General features: G+C 67.5%; 21 protein-coding genes. 7 read left to right on the forward strand and 14 right to left on the reverse strand.

The window, feature by feature from the left end; translation table 11 throughout:
- Positions 1-61: 61 nt before the first annotated feature.
- Both ACFFDA_RS15900 and ACFFDA_RS15905 read right to left on the reverse strand, forming a co-directional pair.
- Entirely contained in the window at positions 62-1,930 is a 1,869-nt protein-coding gene (locus tag ACFFDA_RS15900) for a hypothetical protein (protein ID WP_404481658.1), read from the reverse strand.
- A complete protein-coding gene (locus tag ACFFDA_RS15905; protein ID WP_404481660.1) occupies positions 1,927-2,088 on the reverse strand; it encodes a hypothetical protein in 162 nt (53 codons plus the stop codon). Before ACFFDA_RS15905 ends, ACFFDA_RS15900 begins: the two co-directional genes overlap by 4 nt.
- Positions 2,089-2,153: 65 nt before the next feature.
- Between ACFFDA_RS15905 and ACFFDA_RS15910 the strand changes: the two genes are divergently transcribed.
- The 3 genes from ACFFDA_RS15910 to ACFFDA_RS15920 all read left to right on the forward strand — a co-directional run bounded on the left by ACFFDA_RS15910 (position 2,154) and on the right by ACFFDA_RS15920 (position 5,535).
- Positions 2,154-2,738, forward strand: coding sequence for a shikimate kinase (locus ACFFDA_RS15910; RefSeq protein WP_404481661.1), 585 nt, complete (start codon positions 2,154-2,156; stop codon positions 2,736-2,738).
- The gene (gene aroB / locus ACFFDA_RS15915; protein WP_404481663.1) at positions 2,729-3,835 is read left to right on the forward strand and encodes a 3-dehydroquinate synthase; all 1,107 of its coding nucleotides are present in this window, start codon (positions 2,729-2,731) and stop codon (positions 3,833-3,835) included. The genes ACFFDA_RS15910 and aroB overlap by 10 nt, the downstream gene beginning before the upstream one ends.
- A gap of 311 nt (positions 3,836-4,146) precedes the next feature.
- Entirely contained in the window at positions 4,147-5,535 is a 1,389-nt protein-coding gene (locus ACFFDA_RS15920; protein WP_404481665.1) for a peptide MFS transporter, read from the forward strand.
- 51 nt (positions 5,536-5,586) lie between these two features.
- Here the strand turns inward: ACFFDA_RS15920 and purQ are convergent, their stop codons facing one another.
- Both purQ and purS read right to left on the reverse strand, forming a co-directional pair.
- On the reverse strand, positions 5,587-6,264 hold the full coding sequence (gene purQ / locus ACFFDA_RS15925; RefSeq protein WP_404481666.1) for a phosphoribosylformylglycinamidine synthase subunit PurQ: 678 nt from the start codon (positions 6,262-6,264) through the stop codon (positions 5,587-5,589).
- Positions 6,264-6,500, reverse strand: a complete 237-nt coding sequence (gene purS, locus ACFFDA_RS15930) for a phosphoribosylformylglycinamidine synthase subunit PurS (RefSeq protein WP_404481667.1) — start codon at positions 6,498-6,500, stop codon at positions 6,264-6,266. The genes purQ and purS overlap by 1 nt, the downstream gene beginning before the upstream one ends.
- Before the next feature lie 158 nt (positions 6,501-6,658).
- Here purS and ACFFDA_RS15935 point away from each other — a divergent pair, with 158 nt between their 5' ends.
- Positions 6,659-7,564: an SDR family NAD(P)-dependent oxidoreductase gene (locus tag ACFFDA_RS15935; RefSeq protein ID WP_404481669.1), complete on the forward strand. Its 906-nt coding sequence runs from the start codon at positions 6,659-6,661 to the stop codon at positions 7,562-7,564.
- 338 nt (positions 7,565-7,902) lie between these two features.
- Here the strand turns inward: ACFFDA_RS15935 and ACFFDA_RS15940 are convergent, their stop codons facing one another.
- From ACFFDA_RS15940 to ACFFDA_RS15960, 5 genes are all read right to left on the reverse strand, one after another.
- Entirely contained in the window at positions 7,903-8,667 is a 765-nt protein-coding gene (locus tag ACFFDA_RS15940) for an EF-hand domain-containing protein (RefSeq protein WP_404481671.1), read from the reverse strand.
- Positions 8,668-8,744: 77 nt separating this feature from the next.
- A complete protein-coding gene (locus ACFFDA_RS15945; protein ID WP_404481673.1) occupies positions 8,745-9,131 on the reverse strand; it encodes a DUF2794 domain-containing protein in 387 nt (128 codons plus the stop codon).
- Between the two features lie 5 nt (positions 9,132-9,136).
- Entirely contained in the window at positions 9,137-9,868 is a 732-nt protein-coding gene (gene epsC / locus ACFFDA_RS15950; RefSeq protein ID WP_404481675.1) for a serine O-acetyltransferase EpsC, read from the reverse strand.
- Between the two features lie 93 nt (positions 9,869-9,961).
- Positions 9,962-10,606: an ATPase gene (locus tag ACFFDA_RS15955; RefSeq protein ID WP_404481676.1), complete on the reverse strand. Its 645-nt coding sequence runs from the start codon at positions 10,604-10,606 to the stop codon at positions 9,962-9,964.
- Positions 10,607-10,619: 13 nt separating this feature from the next.
- Complete coding sequence (locus ACFFDA_RS15960; protein WP_404481677.1) at positions 10,620-11,900, reverse strand: heavy-metal-associated domain-containing protein; 1,281 nt, start codon at positions 11,898-11,900, stop codon at positions 10,620-10,622.
- Positions 11,901-11,969: 69 nt separating this feature from the next.
- Here ACFFDA_RS15960 and purM point away from each other — a divergent pair, with 69 nt between their 5' ends.
- Both purM and purN read left to right on the forward strand, forming a co-directional pair.
- On the forward strand, positions 11,970-13,073 hold the full coding sequence (gene purM / locus ACFFDA_RS15965; protein ID WP_404481679.1) for a phosphoribosylformylglycinamidine cyclo-ligase: 1,104 nt from the start codon (positions 11,970-11,972) through the stop codon (positions 13,071-13,073).
- A gap of 132 nt (positions 13,074-13,205) precedes the next feature.
- A complete protein-coding gene (gene purN / locus ACFFDA_RS15970) occupies positions 13,206-14,156 on the forward strand; it encodes a phosphoribosylglycinamide formyltransferase (RefSeq protein ID WP_404481681.1) in 951 nt (316 codons plus the stop codon).
- Positions 14,157-14,351: 195 nt separating this feature from the next.
- Here the strand turns inward: purN and ACFFDA_RS15975 are convergent, their stop codons facing one another.
- The 5 genes from ACFFDA_RS15975 to ACFFDA_RS15995 all read right to left on the reverse strand — a co-directional run bounded on the left by ACFFDA_RS15975 (position 14,352) and on the right by ACFFDA_RS15995 (position 17,504).
- Complete coding sequence (locus ACFFDA_RS15975) at positions 14,352-14,597, reverse strand: hypothetical protein (protein WP_404481683.1); 246 nt, start codon at positions 14,595-14,597, stop codon at positions 14,352-14,354.
- A gap of 101 nt (positions 14,598-14,698) precedes the next feature.
- The gene (locus ACFFDA_RS15980) at positions 14,699-14,839 is read right to left on the reverse strand and encodes a hypothetical protein (protein ID WP_404481684.1); all 141 of its coding nucleotides are present in this window, start codon (positions 14,837-14,839) and stop codon (positions 14,699-14,701) included.
- A gap of 130 nt (positions 14,840-14,969) precedes the next feature.
- Positions 14,970-15,392 carry a nucleoside-diphosphate kinase gene (gene ndk / locus ACFFDA_RS15985; protein WP_404481685.1) on the reverse strand — a complete coding sequence of 141 codons (423 nt, stop codon included), beginning with the start codon at positions 15,390-15,392 and terminating at the stop codon, positions 14,970-14,972.
- Between the two features lie 193 nt (positions 15,393-15,585).
- Positions 15,586-16,023 carry a DNA polymerase III subunit chi gene (locus ACFFDA_RS15990; protein WP_404481687.1) on the reverse strand — a complete coding sequence of 146 codons (438 nt, stop codon included), beginning with the start codon at positions 16,021-16,023 and terminating at the stop codon, positions 15,586-15,588.
- A gap of 17 nt (positions 16,024-16,040) precedes the next feature.
- Entirely contained in the window at positions 16,041-17,504 is a 1,464-nt protein-coding gene (locus ACFFDA_RS15995) for a leucyl aminopeptidase (RefSeq protein ID WP_404481689.1), read from the reverse strand.
- Positions 17,505-17,599: 95 nt separating this feature from the next.
- Here ACFFDA_RS15995 and ACFFDA_RS16000 point away from each other — a divergent pair, with 95 nt between their 5' ends.
- On the forward strand, positions 17,600-19,948 hold the full coding sequence (locus tag ACFFDA_RS16000; RefSeq protein ID WP_404481690.1) for an LPS-assembly protein LptD: 2,349 nt from the start codon (positions 17,600-17,602) through the stop codon (positions 19,946-19,948).
- The last annotated feature ends 62 nt before the right edge of the window (positions 19,949-20,010 follow it).

Genomic DNA, 20,010 nt, shown 5'->3' on the forward strand with positions numbered 1-20,010 from the left:
TGTCCCGGGTCCCGGGGCGAGCCCGGGACGATGCTTGGCCGAAACGCCCTGCCCGCCACCCTCAGACCCGCGCCACGGCCTCGGCGGCGATCATCCTCGCCTCGGCGTCAAGGCCGACCTGGCGCAGGGCAGACACGATGTGGAACAGGTAGCGCGGGGTCATGCGCTGCCAGTCGTCGCCCTGCATGCCGAAGCCGGCGAGCAGCACCACGCTGGCGGCATCGCCGCGCTGCGCCGCGCTGTCGATCGCCTGGGTCCAGCGCGACGTGCCGGCGATGCCCGCGCCGGTGTCGGCGGAAACTCGCTCGGCAACGCCGTCGTCGACCCGGCCCAGCCCTGCAAGGCCCGCCACGAGGAACGCCGAACGACGCTTGTTCGTGCTGTCGTCGTCGTCGACGTAACTATCGATATTGCCGGTATCGACGCCAGAGACCCGGCCCGGCGCGGCCAACACCAGCAAGCCCCAGCCGCGCGAACCGGCGTTGACCACGGTGGACCAGCGCAAGGCATTGGCATCGTATCCGGCCGACAGCATCGAGGCGATCAGCGCAGGTGCACTGTCGACGAGATCGGCACTGGGCGCCACCCGCGCGGCGGCGGCGGCCGTCAGGACCTGGCGCGCATACTTGGCCGGCCCGGTCGCGTCCCACAGCGCTGTCATCGCCGCAATCCGTGCTGAGGCGTCTTCCTGGGTATAGGCATCGCGCAAGGATTCGGCGCGGTCCTGCCATTCGCCGGTGACGTCGGGGTCCGCGTAGATCTGCGAATAGAGGTCGACCATCGCCGTGTTCGACAGCACCCCCGCCGCCGCCGCGCGATCCGCCGCCGCCGCCCGCCGGGCGAGGCCGACCATCGGCGCCAGCGCGGTCACGTAATCATAGGACGGACCCGCATTGGCGATCAGCGCCGTCGGCGGCTCCAGCCCGGTCCCGATCGCCAGGCCGTAGCGCCAGGGCGTCAGGCCGGTGACCTTGTCCCACTCGATCGTCACGGCGCGGCGCGACTTGCCGGCCGCGCCCGCGTACTTCTGCGCGAGCAGCACGTCGATCTGGTCCATCGTCCCGCGATTGCGATCACGCTCCAGCTTGGAGATCGCCGCGGTGGAATTGCCCCGGAACGCCTCACAGATGGTGCGCGATAGAGCCCACTCGGGGTCTTCGCGCAGCGAGCCCTGCGTCGCCATGACGGGGCACATGCCGGTAAAGTCCGCATTCCTGGCGTAGACGTCGAGCACCACCGAGCCGATCGCCGGGGTGTAGTCGGCGATGTCCATGTCCTGCAGCACGGCGCGCGCGGCGTCGGTTTCGCCCATGCGCAGCAGCAGCGAGACGCGCAGCGCCAGGAAGTCCTGCGCGCTCATGCCTCTTGGCGGTTGCAGGCGCGAGGCCAGCGCACGGCGCAACAGGATATGCCCCCAGCGCGAGACGAGCATGCCCCGGTTGCCCGACAACGCGACCTGGATCAGCCGAGCGTTCTGGATCGCCAGCGAATCCTGGCGCAACCCGCCCTCGCTCTCGTCGAGGAGGCCGGCCTGATCGATGGAGCGGCGGGCCTGGTCGGGCATGTCGATCACGACCTTGGCGCCCAGCAGCGCCTCGAAATCCTCGGGCGACATCCGTTCCAGCTCCTCGAGCGAGGGGATGCGCTTGAGCGTGCCGTCGTCCTGCTGCTGTGCGGCTGCGAGGACGGGGACCTGCGGCGTGCCGCTCGGAATGGCCTGCACCACCGGGGTGGATTCCGAACGCGGCGCGGGGGCCGCACTGCTCGGCGCGGCGGGGCGCGGCGTCGCCGGCCGCGGCGCGGCGCGCGAGGGTGCCGGGGCGGGCTCGTCGAACATCTTGGGAAGCAACGATTCGGGCGCATCCTGCGCCGCGACCCACGCCGAGGTCAGCGCCAGAGCCGCACCGGCGAATAGATGGACCGCCCTCACTTCGACTGCTCCGGCCCAGCTTGCGGCAGCGGCACCGCGATCGTCTGGTCCTGCACGGGCTGCCTGCCCGCGTCGTTCCAGGCGGCGAGCCCCAGGGCGACGGCGGCAATCGGGACGGCGATGGCGATTGCTCCTGCAAGCCTGCGCCTGCGCATCATGATCGTCACTCGTCTTCCTTCACATGCTTGCGCTGGGACCTAGCGCAACTATAGGCAATCGAGCAATGGACGTTCAACAGACCCGGTTTTCCGCGCAGGAAATAGCGGCGCTCGGCCGCCGCATCGATCGCCCGATCGTGCTGGTCGGCATGATGGGTGTCGGCAAGTCGAGCGTGGGCAAGCGGCTGTCGACCCTGCTGGACTGCCCGTTCGTGGATGCCGACGACGAGATCGAACGGTCCGCGCAGATGACGATCCCGGAAATCTTCGACACTTACGGCGAAGACTACTTCCGCGACGGCGAGCGCCGGGTGATCGCCCGGCTGCTTGCCGACAGCGAAAGCCGGAAGGGCCGAATCGTCATCGCCACCGGCGGCGGCGCCTTCTGCAATGCCGAGACCCGCGCGCTGATCCTCGAAAAGGCGATCACCGTCTGGCTCGACAGCGAGGTCGAGACCCTCGTGGAGCGTACCGCCCGCAACCACAACCGCCCGCTCCTGCGCGGTGGCGACCCGCACGAGATCCTTGCGCGGCTGCGCCAGGATCGCGCGGTGCACTACGCCCAGGCTTCCATCCACGTCACCAGCGGCAGCGGGCCCCACATGCAGACGATCAACAAGGTCCTCCAGGGAATTTCACAATGGCTGTGATTCGTGTCGACATCGCTTCGCGGCCTTACGAAGTGCGCGTCGGCGCCGGGCTTCTGGCCGAACTGGTACCGCACTGCCGAGGCAAGCTGCGCAAGCAGGGGGTGCCGATCGTAACCGACGCCAACGTCCATGCCGCCTGGGGCCCGGTCGTCGAGGCCAGCCTGCGCGACAACGGTCACGAGCCGCACTGGCGCATTCTCCCTCCCGGCGAGGCGACCAAGTCCTGGGACGAACTGGCCGCCACGGTGAACTGGCTGCTCGGCCTCGAGGTCGAGCGGGGCGACCACGTCATTGCGCTGGGTGGCGGCGTCATCGGCGATCTTACCGGCTTCTGCGCTTCGGTACTCAAGCGCGGTTGCAACTTCATCCAGGTGCCTACCACCCTGCTCGCCCAGGTCGATTCGAGCGTGGGCGGCAAGACCGCCATCAATACCCCGGCCGGCAAGAACCTCGTCGGCGCGTTCCACCAGCCGGCGCTGGTGCTGGCCGACCTCGCGGTGCTGGAAACCCTGCCGACGCGTGAGTTGCTGGCGGGCTATGCCGAAGTCGTGAAGTACGGCCTGATCGACGACGCAGACTTCTTCGCCTGGTGCGATGCCAATGCCGGACGGATGATCGCCGGCGACGGCGCCCTGCGCGAATACGCGGTGGCGCATTCGGTGGCGGCGAAGGCACGAATCGTCGCCGAGGACGAATTCGAGACCACCGGCCGCCGCGCCCTGCTGAACCTGGGCCACACCTTCGGCCACGCGCTGGAGGCCGAGACGGGCTTCTCGCAACGCCTGCTGCATGGCGAGGCGGTGGCGCTGGGCATGGTACTGGCGGCGCGCTACTCCGCGCGGGCCGGGCTGATGCCGCGCGCCACCGCCGAGCATGTCGCCCGCCACATCGCCGACGTGGGCCTGCCCGCAAGCCTTCGCGCGCTCGGCATGGACTGCGACGGTGCCGGCCTCGTGCGGCACATGCTGCACGACAAGAAGATGGACGCGGGCACCTTGCCCTTCCTGCTGCTCAAGGGCATCGGCCAGACCTATCTCGACAAGCAGGTCTCGCTCGACGACGTCGCCGCTTTCCTCGACGAGGAATTGGCGCGCTGATCCTCCCGATCGGGGCGGAAGCGGTGCCCCGTTGCCTGCGAGGGACGAAGCCCCCGGCAACGGGAACGCGCTTGCCGTTCTACCCGTTTCCGACATGGTTTCCTGAAATCCCGCCTCATGGCGCGGCCGGGGGGCCGCTGCGTCCCGCGCGAAACCCCCGGGGCGCACCGGAGGCGGCAGGCTTTATCGGAGCCTGCCGCCTTTCCGCTTGCCTTCACCATGCCGAAATTGACGACGGTGTTTCGACGTGACATTGCTCTGTCACGCACCACGATTGCGCGCGAAGACAAGATAATTACGGGCCCTCATCCATGACAGCAGCCGAAGCGACCCCCGAACTCGACTTTCCCGAGCAGGCCACCCACGATGATCGCGCATTTCTCGGCCACCCGAAAGGGCTCGGCTACCTCGGCGTGGTCGAGGGTTGCGAGCGCTTCTCCTACTACTCGATGCAGACGCTGCTGACGCTCTACATGGTCAACTACCTGCTGCTGCCCGGCCGACAGGAAAGTGTGATCGGGCTGGAATGGATCAAGGTCCATTTGTTCTCCGGTCTGGAGGGCCAGCCGCTCGCCTCCGAGATCTTCGGTCTCTACACCGCACTCGTCTATCTCACGCCGATCCTGGGCGGATTGCTCGCCGACCTGCTGCTGGGCCGCCGCGCCGCGTTGATCGCGGGCGCGCTGGTCATGTCCCTGGGCCACTTCCTGATGGCCTTCGAGGGCGCGTTCCTGCTCGCGCTCGGTTCGCTCGTCGTCGGTGTCGGCCTGTTCAAGGGCAACATCGCGAGCCAGGTGGGCGAACTCTACGGCCCCACCGACATCCGCCGCGCCATGGCGTTCCAGATCTTCTACATCTTCATCAACGTCTCGGTGATCGCGGCGCCCCTCATTTCGGGCACGCTGGGCGAGAAAGTCGGCTGGCACTGGGGCTTCGGCTGCGCCGGCGTGGTGATGGTGGCGGGTCTGCTGATCTACTTGCGCGCCCGCCCCTGGCTACCCGCCGAGACGCCCCGGTCCGCCCGGTCGACAGAGCCCCGCGCGAAGTTCGAGCCGGGCGACGGTTTGCGCCTCGTCGCCGTCCTCATGCTGGTGCCGATCATGGGGCTGGCGCTCCTTACCAACCAGCAGATCTTCAACGCCTATCTCGTCTGGGCCGACCAGCAGTTCCAGCTGACGTTCCTCGGCACCACCCTGCCGACGAGCTGGATGATTACCCTCGATGCGACGCTCAGCTTCTCAATGCTGGTGGCGGTGGCCGCATTCTGGGCGTTCATCGGCAAGCGCACCCGGCGCGAACCGGACGAACTGGGCAAGATGATCCTGGGCTGCGCGTTCATCACCGGCGGCGCACTGTGCCTTTACATGGCCGCGGCGACACAGGGGACGGGCAAGATCGGCCTGTTCTGGCCGGTGATGTTCCACCTGCTCAATTCGATCGGGTTCTCGCACCTGCTGCCGGTGAGTCTGGCCTTGTTCACCCGACTCGCCCCGCGCGCGCTGAACGCCTCGATCGTGGGGATCTATTATCTCGCGTTCTTCGGCGCCAACCTGGCCGTGGGCAAGATCGGCACATGGTTCCAGACGATGCCGACGACCCAGTTCTGGCTGTTCCACGCCGGGACCGCGATGGTCGGGCTGGTCGGCTTCGGAGCGTTCAAGCTCTTGCTGGCGAAGCGGCTGATGGGCGAGGCGAAGTAGCACACGCTCGCCCAGCCAATCTCATCTCGTCATTGTGAGCATTGGTCGGGATCAGGCCCCGACCAACCCCCGGATCGCGCTTTCGAACAGGCCGCGCCCGTCGGTGCCGCCATGGGTGGTCTCGATCGCGCGCTCGGGGTGCGGCATCATGCCCAGCACGTTTCCGGCATCGTTGAGCAGACCCGCGATCGAACGCGCCGAACCGTTGACCTCCTCGGCATAGCGGAAGGCGACGCGACCCTCGCCCTCGAGGCGGTCCAGCGTCGCTTCGTCGGCGAAGTAGTTGCCGTCGTGGTGCGCCACCGGCACGCGGATCACCTGGCCCTCCTCGTAGGCCGAGGTGAACAGCGACTGTGCGTTGGCGACTTCGAGCGCGACTTCGCGACACACGAAGTTCAGTCCGGCATTGCGCAGCAGCGCGCCGGGCAGCAGGCCGCTTTCGGTCAGCACCTGGAAGCCGTTGCAGACGCCCAGCACCGGCACGCCGCGCTCGGCAGCGGCGATCACCGCCTGCATGATCGGCGAGCGCGAGGCGATGGCGCCGCAGCGCAGGTAGTCGCCATAGGAGAACCCGCCGGGCACGGCGATGAAGTCCAGCCCGGTCGGCAGTTCGCTGTCACCGTGCCAGACGCGGTGCGGCGCGAAGCCTGAGACTTTCTCCAGCGCCACCGCCATGTCGCGGTCGCAGTTCGAGCCCGGGAAGGTGATGACGGCGGAAGTGAAGGCCATCAGGCGGCTACCTTCTCGATGCGGTAATTTTCGATCACCATGTTGGCGAGCAGCTTGCGGCACATGTCGTCGAGCGCTTCGTCCGTCACGCTTTCGGCCACGTCCAGCTCGAACAGGCGGCCAGCGCGCACGTCGTTGACGCCCGCGAAGCCGAGCCCTTCGAGCGAATGATGGATCGCCCGGCCCTGCGGATCGAGGACGCCGGGCTTGAGGCTGACGTGGACGCGGACTTTCATCGGAAGGGCCTTTCGCTTTGCGGGCGCGGATTCGTTGGGAGCGCCTATGACTCCACCGGCGCTTCGGGGCAAGTCGCGGCTTGCCGGAACGCGCGGGATTGAACGGAAAAGCGCAACCTGTCATCTGCGCGCCCAGGCCTTCTTGGAGTTTGCGAGCGATGACCATCTCCTTTGCGGGACAGGTGGCAGTGGTCACCGGCGCGGGCACCGGGCTGGGCCGGGCCTATGCCCTCGAACTGGCGCGTCGCGGCGCGAAAGTCGTCGTCAACGACCTGGGCGCAGCGCGCGACGGCACCGGAAACGCCGAGACCGCGCTCGCCGTGGTCGAGGAAATCCGCGCGGCCGGCGGCGAGGCAATGGCCGATGGCGGCGACGTTTCCGACTATGCGCAGATGGAGGCCATGGCCGCCCGCACCAAGGAGGCGTGGGGCGGCATTCACGTCCTCATCAACAATGCCGGCATCCTGCGCGACCGGACGTTCGCCAGGATGGACCCGGCAGATTTCGAACTGGTCCTGCGCGTCCACCTGCTTGGCAGCGCCTTCGCCACCAAGGCAGTGTGGAACACCATGCGCGAGCAGGCTTACGGCCGCGTGCTGATGACGACCTCCTCCTCGGGGCTCGGCGGCAACTTCGGCCAGGCCAACTACGGCGCCGCGAAAGCCGGTACGCTGGGCCTCGCCCGCACCCTGCGCCTGGAGGGAGCGAAATACGGCATCCACGTCAACGCGATCGCCCCCACCGCCGGCACCCGCATGACCGCCGACATTTTCCCCGAAGACGCCTACAAGGCGTTCGAGCCCGACAACGTAGTGCCCGCCGCAATCTTCCTCGTCTCGCGCGAGGCGCCCACCGACGCGATCGTGGCAGCAGGCGGCGGCGTCTTCCAGTGCGCATGGATCACCATGAACGAAGGCGTCCTTCTCCCACAGGACCAGCGCAGCGCCGAGGACGTGGCGACCGCATGGTCGCAGATTTCCGACCGGAGCGGCGACCATGTGTTCGAGAACGGCATGGAACAGGCCCAGCATGCGCTGGCGATGCTGGCTGAGCGGCGGAACTGATTGCACGCGCCGGACCATCGGGCGGAGCCTGCGCTCGGACGAGGCGCATTTGCGTCAGGCCAGACGGGAAACCGAACGGCTCCTGAGCGCGATCACCTCGAATTCCATTCTCGGCATGGAGCCGGATGACTTTACGTGGAATCGTCGCTGCGAGCGTAGCGACGAACATGCTTCAATGCCAAAGTCATCGCGGTTTGACGCGCCGCCTCGAAGGCTGCGACCAGCCGGCGCGGGAACGCCGCAAATCGTCTAAAAGCGCGTTTGAAAATGCGCGGGAGCGTGCATTTTGAGGCGGCACCGGCCCGCAGAATGGGCAGCGCCCATTCTCAAACGGTCTCTCAGCAGCTCTGGCCCGGCGGGCACGGCGGCGGACCACCCGCGCCGCCGGGACCACCCGGTCCACGGCCGCCCGGCCCCCTGCCGGGACCTCCCGCAGGACGCAGTTCCTGCATCGACAGTTCGCCGTCGTGGTCCTTGTCGGCCTCGTCGAAGTGCTTGCCCTCGTAGGCCAGCAGTTCCTCCAGCGAGACGCCCGCGTCGTAGTTGGTGTTGGCGCGCGCGATCGTGGTGCCGTTGAGCGGCTCGATCATCGCGACCAGCAGGTAATCGTCCTCGCCCTCGGCGGCGGGAATGATAGCATCCGCGATCGGACCGTTGCGATCGCCGGACGCCTGCGTGTCGCTCGATGCGACCGAGCCCATCTGCTTCTGCCAAGCCATGAATTCCGCCGCCGAGACGCTACCGTCGCGATTGCTGTCTACGGCCGCGAATCGCGCCCGGATGGTGGCCTCGCGCCGCGCCTCGACCACCGTGTGCAATTCCGCGATGGTGACCGTGCCGTTCCGGTCGGCATCGGCCTCGCGGAACATGGCAGTGACGATCTTGTCAAACTGCTTGCGCTTCACAGGCTTGGGCGGACGCGGCGCGGCCGGCTTGCCGCCGCCTTCGCCGGGACCGTCCCCGCCAGGACCACCGCCGCCCATTCCTCCCATGCCCCCGCCCATTCCGCCGTCCATGCCCCCGGGCATGTCCTGGGCAAACGCCGCGGGAGCGGCAACCAGCGACAACGAGGCCGCGACGAGGAGGAGAGATGTCTTGCGCATGATGCTCGTCTGCCCGTCCAATTTAGCAGGAAAATTTCAGTGCCGGCGAAGATGCCGCCGGCGACAGCGGGCAGGCCCTATTCGACCACCTTGAGCAGTTTGCGCTCCAGCGGGCTGAGCACGTTGGCGAGGTCGTGCCCGCGCTTGAGCACCTGGCCCACTTCGCCGAACAGCGTCCACATGCCCTGCTTGCCGCGCAGCGCAGGGCGCTTTTCGATGCGCGCCTGCGGACGCTCGGCGGCGCGACGGAAGGCGCAGAAGCTGGCGGCGTCGCGGGCGAAGTCCATCGCATAGTCGCGCCACAGTCCCGCGGCGACCATGCGCCCGTAGAGATCGAGGATACGCTGGAGTTCGAGGCGCTCGAAGCCCACCTGGAGGGCGCCGGCGTTCTGCACGCCGGGAAAGGCCACGACACTGCCACTGCCACTGCCGGTGATCGAACTGCTACCCTGCGGTCCTGCCATCCAGATCAGATGCCCTTCAACACCGGCTCGCTAGCGCGTTCGGGCCCGCGGACCTCGCGCTCGGCCAGTAGCGCCTCGACTTGCGCGCGCAGCAGTGCGACCTGCGCCTCCAGTTCGTCCACCCGATGGTCCGGCCGGGGATCGCGCTGGCTGCCGACCGGCTCGCAGGGCTCCTTGCAGGGCGTCCCGTAAGGCATGAAGTCCTTGGCGTACGTCTCCGCCTTGACCAGCGTGGAGCGGGCCTTGACGCCGATCATCGTCGCACCCTCGGGTACGTCCTCGGTCACGACCGCGCTGGCGCCGATGCGCGCGCGGCGGCCGATGGTGACCGGTCCGATGATCTGCGCGCCCGAACCGACAATCACGTTGTCGAGCAGCGTCGGGTGGCGCTTGCCGCCCACTCCGTTGGTCGGGTTGGAACCGCCCAGCGTCACGCACTGGTAGATCGTCACGTTGTCGCCAATGATCGCGGTCTCGCCGATGACGGTGAAACCATGGTCGATGAAGAAGTTGCGGCCGATCTGCGCACCGGGGTGGATGTCGATCGCGGTCAGGAAGCGCGACAGGTGGTTGACCACGCGCGCGAGGAAGAACAGGTCCGCTTCGAACAGCGCATGCGCGATGCGATGCCAGAACAAGGCCCAGACGCCCGGATAGAGCAGCACTTCCCACCGCGAACGCGGCGCGGGGTCCCGTGCGACGACGGAATCCAGGTAGCGGACAAGATTACCCAGCATTGCCGGAAACTCCCATCAATCGGCCCGGATTGCAACTCTTGCGCAACGCCCTGCCCTCATGCCTTGCCAAAACGATCTAAACGCCAAAACGACTTAAATCGCGCCGCCGCCCTTAGTCTCAATCAGGGCATCGCGCCAGATGGCCATTGTCGGGGCCTGCTTGCGCTCCAGACTGAGACGGTCGATCGCCGCAACCAGGCGTTCGACGCCCAGATGGCTACGCTCGCAGCGTCCCGCAAGGTATTGCGTGGCCGTGTGATCGAGAACCAGCCCGCGCATCTCGGCGTGGACTTCGATCAGTGCCGCCAGCATGTCGTCGTCGGGCTCGCCGATCTCCAGGTCCAGCGCCGCGCCCAGCCGCGAGGAAAGGTCGGGCAGCCTGACCCGCCAGCGCGCGCCAGCGCCGTCCCCCTCGGCTCCGGCAATTCCGGGAGCGAAGCGATGTTCGGCCACGATCAGCAGCGGGCGGCCGCTTTCCTGGGCCCGGTTCCAGCGATGGAAGAGGTCGTCCTCGTCGAGCCGCTGGGCGTCGTCGATGGCATCACCGGCGCCCGATTGGGCAAACCAGCGTGCGAGCAACGACTTGCCCGAACGCGGCGGGCCGGAAAGGATGGCGGTATGGAACGGCCACTGGCCGGGCTCCAGCAGCGCATCGACGACGCCGGCGTTGCCGACGCCCACGACGATGCGCGGCGGACTGTCGCTCGCGGCGGACAGCGGAAGGGCGATCTGCCTCATCTGCGAAACCAGCCTAGCGGCTGATCCTCAGCGTGCCGCCCCCGCCCGCGACCTTCCAGCCTTGCGTGCGCAAGGCCGAGGCGAGCCGTTCGCCGCCCCCGGCGACGGTGACGCGCATCACGGACGTGCCGCCGATCGCAAGGCTCACGGTCGCGGCGCCCTGTACGCCGGGCGCGCCGCGGACGGCGCCCAGCGCCGCATCGACGGCAGCCGCATCGGGCGTCGCGAATTGGACTACGACGGTTTCCGTCGGCGCGCCGGAGACATCCTCGGCGCGAATCGTCGGCGTGGGCTGCGGCGCGGCAGCGACAGGGCCTTCGCCTTCCTTGGGCATCAGCTTGATCCGCAATTCCTCGAACGCGCGGTCGAGCGCGGCACCGCCGGCATTGATCGTCGGGTCGGGCTGCAGCGCGCCCTGCATCAGCGCGTCACGGTAGAGCCCGTCGACGCGGCCGACGGCCTGCTCCAGCATCCGCGGCAGGTCCTGCTCGCTAGCTGCCGTCATCGTGAAGCTGCCGAGGAACTTGTTGTCGGGGCCGTAACGCGCCGTGAACGTGCCGTTGATCGGGCCGCCGGGCCACTGCCGCTCCAGCCGTGCGACGGGGCTGAGCACGTCGGACGCGTCGAACTGGCCGAGCACGGTGCGCCACCACAGGCGGCTGCGACGCCCCGCCTGGCCGGCGGTGAGAATCAGCGATTCGCCGCCCGAACCGGTCGGGCGCACGTAATCTACTGGGCTGGTGGAGGTCTGGAATTCCGCCCAGGCGCGCTGCCAGGGGCCGCGCACCTCGAAGACCTGCCGGACGCCGCCCGATTGCAGCACCGGGATCAGCAGCAAGGGCGCCGAGCGCGGCCCGGTGCCGGCGGTGCCGCCGCCTACGTATTGCCCAGCCTTGGCCTTGTCGAAGATGACGCCGAGCGTCGCGATATAGCGCCTGGGGCCGACCTGCTCGTGGCCGATGACGACCGAGGACACCATCGCATCGATCGATTCCAGCGGCATGTCGGGCCCGCCGACTTTCTTCCAGGCTTCCTTTTCCGCCTGTTTCCAGCCCGCGATCCGCGCTTCGGCCCCGGTCTTGCCGGTGACGTCGACCTGGATGCCGTTGACCTGGATGTCCTCGGAATTGGCGAGCGGGGCGATGCCGCGATCGCCCTCGATCTGGGCCACGAGCTGTGCCCCACCGAACACGGCGAGCGCGAGCGCGGCCACCCCTCCGAGAACGAGCGCGTTGCGGCGGACCGGGCTGATGCGGGCAGGCCGCGGAGTTTTTGGGGAAATCGTGATCGCCATGTCGAAACCGGGGGCCTTTTGCCCAAACGGCGATGGAAATCCAAGCCACAAAGCGCTAGGCGCGCCCACATGTCCGACGATAACTCTCGCAAGAGCTATAGCTACGAGCAGGCTGGCGTCTCGATCGCCGCCGGAAACGCGCTGGTCAAGGCCATCGCCCCGCTCGCGAAATCCACCGCGCGTCCGGGCGCAGACGCGGAACTGGGCGGCTTCGGCGGCTTCTTCGACCCGCGCGCGGCCGGCTACAAGGACCCGCTGCTGGTCGCCGCCAACGACGGCGTCGGCACCAAGGTCAAGCTTGCGATCGACCACGACCGACACGACCAGATCGGCATCGATCTCGTCGCCATGTGCGTCAACGACCTCATCGTCCAGGGCGCCGAGCCACTGTTCTTCCTCGACTATTTCGCCACCGGCAAGCTGGAGAGCGGCATCGCCGAGCGAGTCGTCGCGGGCATCGCCGATGGCTGCAAGATCTCCGGCTGCGCCCTGATCGGCGGCGAGACGGCGGAAATGCCGGGCATGTATGCCGCCGGCGACTACGACCTCGCGGGCTTCTGCGTCGGCGCGGTGGAACGCGGCGAGCAGCTGACCGGCGACAAGGTCGCCTCGGGCGACGTGCTGCTGGGCCTCGCCTCTTCGGGTGTACACTCGAACGGCTACTCGCTCGTGCGCCGCCTCGCCGAGGACAAGGGCTGGAAGCTGAACCGCCCTGCCTTGTTCGATCCCGAAGTGCTGCTGATCGACGCCCTGATCGCGCCCACGCGAATTTACGTAAAGAGCCTGCTGCCCCTCATCCGTGCAGGCCGCATCCATGCGCTCGCCCACATCACCGGCGGCGGCCTCCTCGAGAATATCCCGCGCGTTCTGCCCAAGGGCCTCCACGCGCGAATCGATGCGGACGCCTGGCCCCAGCCGCGTATCATGGCATTCCTCCAGGCGCAGGGACACATCGAGCCCGCCGAGATGGCGCGTACCTTCAACTGCGGCATCGGCATGGTCCTGGCGGTCGCCGCCGACGAAGCCGCCGTACTCAAGACCGAGCTGGAAACTGCGGGCGAGACGGTCTTCGTGATCGGCGCCATCGAGCCGGGCGAAAAGGGCTGCACCGTGCAGGGTTCGGTCGAGACCTGGTCCGCACGCGAGACCTGGGAAGCCGTGCACCTGGGGTAAGGCCGACAAGCTCCCCGCACATCGCGTCACCCTGAACTTGTTTCACGGGCCATCGTGCGCCACACCCCGGTATCGCCGGGAGGCGCAACGGATCCTGGAACGAGTTCAGGATGACGGTTGGGAAAAACGCAAATGACCCGCCAGAAAGTCGCCGTACTCATCTCCGGCAGCGGCACCAACATGGCCGCCCTGCTCTACGCCAGCCGCGCGGCCGACTGCCCCTACGAAATCGTGCTGGTCGCCGCCAACGACCCCGAGGCCAAGGGGCTGCAGCTCGCCGAAGCGGAAGGCGTGGCGACTTTCGCGCTCAGCCACAAGGGCATGAAGCGGCCCGAGCACGACGCCGCGATGGATGCGGCGATCCGCAGCCACGGCGCGCAGTGGGTCGCCCTGGCCGGCTACATGCGCATCCTGACACCCGAGTTCGTGGGCAAATGGGAAGGCAGGATGGTAAACATCCACCCGTCCCTGCTGCCCAAGTACACCGGGCTCCACACCCATGACCGCGCGATCGAGGCCGGCGACAGCCACGGCGGCGTCAGCGTTCACCTCGTCACGGCGGAACTCGACGATGGCCCGGTGCTGGGCCAGACCCCCGTTGCGATCCTGCCCGGCGACACGGCCGACAGCCTTGCCGCACGCGTACTGATCGCCGAGCACCAGCTCTATTCGCGCTGCCTCGCCGATCTCGTGACGCGGGAGACCAGGCCCGAGTGGCTGCTCGGACGCGTGCGCGAGCGCGCCATGTACATGCCGGAAGCGGAAGAGACCACCAGCCATGGAATGGCCTGCTTCGGCATCGTCAAAGGCAAGAAGTTCGCTTACTTCAGCGCCGACCATCACGGCGACGGCCGCGTCGCGCTGCTGGTCAAGATCAGCGGCCCCGAGGAACAGGGGATGCTGATCGACAAGGACGAGGACCGCTATTTCCGCCCTGCCTACTTCGGTGACGGCTGGATCGGCATCCGCCTCGACCTTGGCGACACCGACTGGGAAGCGATTCGCGACTGGCTCGCCCGTTCCTGGCGCGCGGTGGCGCCGAGGAAACTGACGAGCCTGATAGACGCCGCGGACGCGTTCTGAGCGATACCTAGCGCTCGCCTCGTCCCTGACTTGATCCGGGACTGCGGGCAAGGCCGCGCCGTTTTACGTTGAAACGCGACGCCTCTCAGTGGCCCGTGTCGAACTATCGCCTCAACTGTACCCCTGCGGCCCCGGGTCGAGCCCGGGACGACGGGATCGCATCCCCGGTCGAACCGGGGACTGCCACGCCCGGGATCAAACCTCGCTGAAATCCACCTGGGGCCGGCTTTCGCGGGTACCGCGATAAAACTTGGCCGGGTCATTCGGGTCGCCCGCGATCATGACGTGGTCGTCATTCACTTCGACCAGGGTGCCGACGAAGGGGAAGCCTTCGAGGCTGCCGTTGACCCGGAAACTCACGGTATCGCCGACCTTGAAGGTCTTTTCGTCGAAATTGAATTCGAAGGGGCAGTTTTCGCCCCCCTCGCCCATGCCCTGCATATCGTTTCTCCTCTGGGGGGCATGGTACAAGCGAAGCGACGCGGATCAAATCCTATCCGCGGACAGGCAGCGCATGGTCGATATCATACGCGGCTTTCACCTCAAGGTCCCGCCACGGTGGCCGCGTGTGCCTGGAGTGGACCGGCAGGCGCCCCATGCGTGACGCTGGCCGCCCGCGAAACGAGAACTGCGCCGAGAAACGACAGGGAAGCGGCGATCAGGATCGTCTTTCCCATCGACATGTAAAACTCCTTCGGCGGGGCAGATGCCCCATGACGCCGCGAAAGATACTGGCAGGCGCGATTCGTGCCAAAGAAAAAGGCCGCCGAAACCGGCGACCTTCGTCCTTGTTGCCAATATTTAATCGCAGGCTCAGCCGACGATTTCTTCCGGCTTGAAGAAGTAGGCGATCTCGATCGCCGCATTTTCTTCCGAGTCCGAACCGTGGACCGAGTTGGCTTCGATCAATTCGGCCAGTTCCTTGCGGATCGTGCCGGCATCGGCATTGGCCGGGTTGGTGGCGCCCATGATGTCACGGTTGCGCTTCACGGCGTCTTCACCCTCGAGGACCTGAACCACCACCGGGCCCGAGATCATGAACGAAACGAGGTCGTTGAAGAAGGGGCGCTCGGCGTGGACGGCGTAGAAGCCCTCGGCCTGCTCCTTGGAGAGCTGGAGGCGCTTCGAGGCGACGACGCGCAGGCCGGCTTCCTCGAGCATCTTGGTCACCGCGCCGGTCAGGTTGCGGCGGGTGGCGTCGGGCTTGATGATCGAAAAGGTGCGGGTGACCGCCATGGGACTGTTCCTTGCAGGATGGGAAAGCGGGAATTGTTGCGCGGCCCCCTAGCGGGCTTTCCGGAAAGCGGCAAGTGTACAGGCATGTCGCCCCGGATCTGCCTGGCAGACGGCTGGGCCGCGGCGGCCCGGCGCGCGTTGTCGCCTGAAGAGTGCCCAGCGGTCCCGGCCTTCGCCGGCACGACGCAACGCCTCAGCCAGCCTTTACCCAGCGGGCGCCTTCCTGCTTCCAGTAAAAGTGCTCGACACCCTCCCGCTTGCGCAGTTCGCGCCAGACCTGCCGAGCCTGCTGCACGGTTTCATCATCGAACATGTAGAACGTCCGCGCGAAGGGCTGCGCGCCCTCGCGCCACTGACCGTCGGTGATCGCCAGGAAGCTCGCGCCGTTGGCCGGGTCGGCCGCGTCGGACAGGAGAATCGGCTGGCGCGCCTCCTGTCCATCCCCCGCGGCACCGTGGGCGAGAAAGGTCTCGGGCCCCAGCGACCAAAGCGCGCGCGAGATGCGTTCGCGCTGCTGCGGATCGCTGGAGACGACCAGCAGCCGCGCGCCGTCCGACACCACCTTGCGCGCGATGAGCGGCAGCGCCGCCTCGGCGGGGTCACGGCTCAGCTGGTAGAAGTCCACGCGCATGAGCCGCGTTTCCCCGCTCAAGCTTCCAGCGTGTCGCGCACGAAGCGGTCGAGCAGGCGCACGCCGAAGCCGGTCGCACCCTTGTCCCAGGTTGCGCCGGGCTTGTCGGTCCAGACGGTACCGGCGATGTCGAGGTGCGCCCAGGGAGTGCCGTTCTCGATGAAGCGCAGCAGGAACTGCGCCGCGGTGATCGAACCGCCGTAGCGGGGGCCCACGTTCTTGATGTCGGCGATGGGGCTGTCGATCATCTTGTCGTAGGCCGGGCCCATCGGCATGCGCCACAGGCGGTCGCCCGAGGCATCGCCGGCTGCGGCGAGGTCGGCGGCAAGACCGTCGTCGTTCGAGAACAGGCCGGCATATTCGTGCGCCAGGCTCAGGATGATGGCGCCGGTCAACGTCGCGAGGTCGACGATCCTGGCCGGCTTGTACTCGCGCTGCACGAAGGTCAGCGCGTCACACAGGACGAGCCGGCCTTCGGCGTCGGTGTTGATGACCTCGATGGTCTGGCCCGACATCGAGGTGACGACGTCACCGGGGCGCTGGGCATTGCCATCGGGCATGTTCTCGACGAGCCCACACAGGCCGATCACGTTGGCCTTGGCCTTGCGCAGCGCGAGCGCGAGCATGGTGCCGGCGACCGCGCCGGCGCCGCCCATGTCCCACTTCATGTCTTCCATGCCCGCCGCCGGCTTGATCGAGATGCCGCCGGTGTCGAAAGTCACGCCCTTGCCGACGAAGGCGACCGGCTGCTGGCCCTCGGTGCCGCCCAGCCATTCCAGGACGAGGATGCGCGCCGGACGCACCGAGCCCTGCGCCACGCCCAGTAGCGAGCCCATGCCGAGCGCCGTCATTTCCTCGACGTCGAGGACCCGGATCTTGAGGCCGGTGCCTTCCATGCGCGCCTTGCAGCGCTCCACGAAGCTCTCCGGATAGATGATGTTGGCAGGTTCGGTGACGAGTTCGCGGGTGAACGAGACACCCTGCGCGATCGCCTGCTCGATCTCCCACGCGGCCTCGGTGCCCTCCGGCGCGCCGACGACGGCGATCTCGGCGAGGCTGGGCCTGGCGTCGGCGCTCAGCTTGGTGCGGTAGACGTCATGGCGCCACGCCCGCAGCACCGCGCCCAGCAGCGCGCCGGCCGCCTCCTCGGCCGTCAGGCCCGCGCCGGTCAGGTCGAGCGTCAGCGCCGCTTCGCCGCTGGTGAGGTACTTGGCGACGACGCCTGCGCCCGCGCGCTCGATGGCGCCCTTGCGATCCTTGGCCGACGCCTCGCCCACACCGGCGAGCGCCACCCGCACCACCTGGCCGCCGCGCTCGACGAATCCTTCGAAGACCTGCCCTGCCTTGCCCGAAAACCGCGCGATCTTCGCCCCTTCGGCCAGAACGGGCTCGATATCGGCGGGCACCGCGTCCTGGTTTACGAAACGGGCAACGAGGCGGGCATTCGACTCAGCAGCCGCCCCAAGGAACTGGATCTTCATGGATTCTCCTGGATTTCCCCGGTGGAGCGCCGAACTTGTGCGCTTCACCGCATGACTGGATTGCAGTTAGGCACAGCCGGTGCGATAGGCAACCCATGCTCCCAGCCGTGCAGACCTCGCTGCAAGCCCCGACCCGCCTCATGGACCGCCGCTTGCGCCACCTGTCCTTGCGCGCGCTGGCCTTCGGGATCGTCGCAGCCCCGCTCCTTTCCGCCATCCCCGGCATCGCCGTCGCGCAGGACCTTTCCCGCCAGGTCGATACCGGTCCGATCGCGGGTGCTCCAGCCACCCCGCCCCCGGCCACCGGAGACACCGAGCCGGTCGCCTTCGAGGCGGACGACGTCGAGTATGCGCAGAACAGCGAACTGGTCACGGCGACCGGGAATGTCGTGCTCCGCCGCCGGGACGACAAAGGCCAGGCCCAGTCGGTCCGCGCCGACAAGGTCACCTGGGACCGCAACAGCGGCAAGATCCTGGCCACCGGCAACGTGCGCATGGTCGACCAGGACGGCAACCAGCTCTACACCGAACAGGTCGAGCTGACCGACGAACTCAAGACCGGCATGATGGAGAACCTCCTTCTCGTCATGCGCGAGGGCGGCCGCCTGGCGGCGCTCAAGGGCGAGCGGATCGCCAATGGCGACGTCATCCTCAACCAGGCGGCCTACACCGGCTGCGACGTCACCGACGACGATGGCTGCCCCAAGAAGCCGAGCTGGCGAATCGTCGCCAAGCAGGTCATCTATTCCGACACGCAGAACCGCGTTCGCTTCAAGAACGCGCGGATCGAGCTGTTCGGCCTGATCCAGCTTCCGTTGCTGGGGCTCACCATCGGCACCGACGGCAGTTCGGTATCCGGCTTCCTGATGCCGGACATCCGCTCCAGTCCCTCGAACGGCATCGAGCTGGCCCAGTCCTACTACTGGCAGATCGCCAAGAACCGCGACCTCACCGGCACCCTGTCCGCCTTTACCAAGGGCGCGCCGATGGCCTCGCTCCAGTATCGGGCGCTCACCGAACGGGGCGCCTACCAGATTACCGGCTATGCGACGGCCAGCAGCCGCATCCCGATCTTCGGCGGCACCAGCACCGATCCGCTCAACGGGCAGCGCGCGTTCCGTGGCTACATCTTCGCCAACGGGCGCTTCCAGCTCGACGACAACTGGAGCGTCACCGCCTCGATCCGGCGTGCCACCGACCGCACCTTCCTGCGCCGCTACGACCTCAGCCGCGACGACCGCCTGCGCTCGATGATCGACGTCGAGCGCATCGACGAGGACAGCTACTTCTCCTTCGCCGGCTACACCACGCAGACCATGCAGTCGGACCGTGCCCAGGGCCAGATTCCCGTCGCCCTGCCGGTCATCGACTACCGCCGCCGCATCGACGACCCGCTGCTGGGCGGAAAGTTCGAAATCCAGGCCAACACCCTGGGAATCACGCGCGCCGATGGCCAGGATACCCAACGCGGCTTCCTCAGCGGTCAATGGTCGCTGCGCAAGCTCACCGGAATGGGCCAGGAGGTCACGCTGACCGGGCTCGTGCGTGGCGACGTCTATCATTCGGACGAGAACCTCGACACCGAAACGCTGCTGTACCGGGGAACCGGGGGCTGGCAGGGGCGCGGCGTCGCGACCGCCGCGGTCGACGTGAAATGGCCATTCGTCGGCCAGGCCTTCGGCGGCACGCAGGTGCTCACCCCCCGCTTCCAGATCGTCGCCAGCCCCAGGATCAAGAACCTCGACATCCCCAACGAGGATTCGCGCGCGCTGGAACTCGACACCGGCAACCTGTTCGCGCTCAACCGCTTCCCCGGCTACGACCGGATCGAGGACGGGGTGCGCTTCACGTATGGCTTCGACTGGCAGTTCGAGCGGCCGCGCTGGCGGATCAAGACCACCGTCGGCCAGTCGGTCCGCCTCAGCAACCGCGCCACGGTTCTGCCCGACGGCACCGGCCTCGCCAACAAGACCTCGGACATCGTCGGCCGCACCGAAGTGCGCTACCGCGACTTCATCAACCTCGTCCACCGCTTCCGCGTCGACAAGGACAGCCTGGCGGTGCGCCGCAACGAATTCGACGCGGTGATCGGCAACACCCGGTCCTACCTCGAGATCGGCTACACCAAGCTCAATCGCGACATCTCCGAGGATATCGAGGATCTCCAGGACCGCGAGGAACTGCGCGCCGCCGGCCGTATCGCCTTCGCCAACTACTGGTCGCTGTTCGGTTCCGCAGTAGTCAACATGACCGATCGCAGCGAGGACCCGGAAAACGGCTCGGACGGCTTCCAGCCGCTGCGCACCCGCCTGGGTGCGGCCTACGAGGACGACTGCATCCAGATCTCGCTCACCTGGCGACGCGATTACGTGGCACTGGGCGACGTGAAGCGCGGCGATTCGTTCCAGCTAGGCTTCGCCCTGAAGAACATCGGGGCACACTGATCGGAGGTTTCTTCCTCCGGCCGATGGCCTGTGGCCTCACGCGGCGGAAACATTGGCAGTCC

Source organism: Novosphingobium sp. BL-52-GroH (genome assembly GCF_044813085.1).
In the GTDB taxonomy this organism is placed as follows: Bacteria; Pseudomonadota; Alphaproteobacteria; order Sphingomonadales; family Sphingomonadaceae; genus Novosphingobium.

Excerpts from the sequence above, each read along its gene's own strand:
- ACFFDA_RS15905 (WP_404481660.1), bottom strand. The coding sequence starts at position 2,088 with ATGATGCGCAGGCGCAGGCTTGCAGGAGCAATCGCCATCGCCGTCCCG.
- ACFFDA_RS15910 (WP_404481661.1), top strand. The coding sequence starts at position 2,154 with ATGGACGTTCAACAGACCCGGTTTTCCGCGCAGGAAATAGCGGCGCTC.
- aroB (WP_404481663.1), top strand. The coding sequence starts at position 2,729 with ATGGCTGTGATTCGTGTCGACATCGCTTCGCGGCCTTACGAAGTGCGC.
- ACFFDA_RS15920 (WP_404481665.1), top strand. The coding sequence starts at position 4,147 with ATGACAGCAGCCGAAGCGACCCCCGAACTCGACTTTCCCGAGCAGGCC.
- purQ (WP_404481666.1), bottom strand. The coding sequence starts at position 6,264 with ATGGCCTTCACTTCCGCCGTCATCACCTTCCCGGGCTCGAACTGCGAC.
- purS (WP_404481667.1), bottom strand. The coding sequence starts at position 6,500 with ATGAAAGTCCGCGTCCACGTCAGCCTCAAGCCCGGCGTCCTCGATCCG.
- ACFFDA_RS15935 (WP_404481669.1), top strand. The coding sequence starts at position 6,659 with ATGACCATCTCCTTTGCGGGACAGGTGGCAGTGGTCACCGGCGCGGGC.
- ACFFDA_RS15940 (WP_404481671.1), bottom strand. The coding sequence starts at position 8,667 with ATGCGCAAGACATCTCTCCTCCTCGTCGCGGCCTCGTTGTCGCTGGTT.
- ACFFDA_RS15945 (WP_404481673.1), bottom strand. The coding sequence starts at position 9,131 with ATGGCAGGACCGCAGGGTAGCAGTTCGATCACCGGCAGTGGCAGTGGC.
- epsC (WP_404481675.1), bottom strand. The coding sequence starts at position 9,868 with ATGCTGGGTAATCTTGTCCGCTACCTGGATTCCGTCGTCGCACGGGAC.
- ACFFDA_RS15955 (WP_404481676.1), bottom strand. The coding sequence starts at position 10,606 with ATGAGGCAGATCGCCCTTCCGCTGTCCGCCGCGAGCGACAGTCCGCCG.
- ACFFDA_RS15960 (WP_404481677.1), bottom strand. The coding sequence starts at position 11,900 with ATGGCGATCACGATTTCCCCAAAAACTCCGCGGCCTGCCCGCATCAGC.
- purM (WP_404481679.1), top strand. The coding sequence starts at position 11,970 with ATGTCCGACGATAACTCTCGCAAGAGCTATAGCTACGAGCAGGCTGGC.
- purN (WP_404481681.1), top strand. The coding sequence starts at position 13,206 with ATGACCCGCCAGAAAGTCGCCGTACTCATCTCCGGCAGCGGCACCAAC.
- ACFFDA_RS15975 (WP_404481683.1), bottom strand. The coding sequence starts at position 14,597 with ATGCAGGGCATGGGCGAGGGGGGCGAAAACTGCCCCTTCGAATTCAAT.
- ACFFDA_RS15980 (WP_404481684.1), bottom strand. The coding sequence starts at position 14,839 with ATGTCGATGGGAAAGACGATCCTGATCGCCGCTTCCCTGTCGTTTCTC.
- ndk (WP_404481685.1), bottom strand. The coding sequence starts at position 15,392 with ATGGCGGTCACCCGCACCTTTTCGATCATCAAGCCCGACGCCACCCGC.
- ACFFDA_RS15990 (WP_404481687.1), bottom strand. The coding sequence starts at position 16,023 with ATGCGCGTGGACTTCTACCAGCTGAGCCGTGACCCCGCCGAGGCGGCG.
- ACFFDA_RS15995 (WP_404481689.1), bottom strand. The coding sequence starts at position 17,504 with ATGAAGATCCAGTTCCTTGGGGCGGCTGCTGAGTCGAATGCCCGCCTC.
- ACFFDA_RS16000 (WP_404481690.1), top strand. The coding sequence starts at position 17,600 with ATGCTCCCAGCCGTGCAGACCTCGCTGCAAGCCCCGACCCGCCTCATG.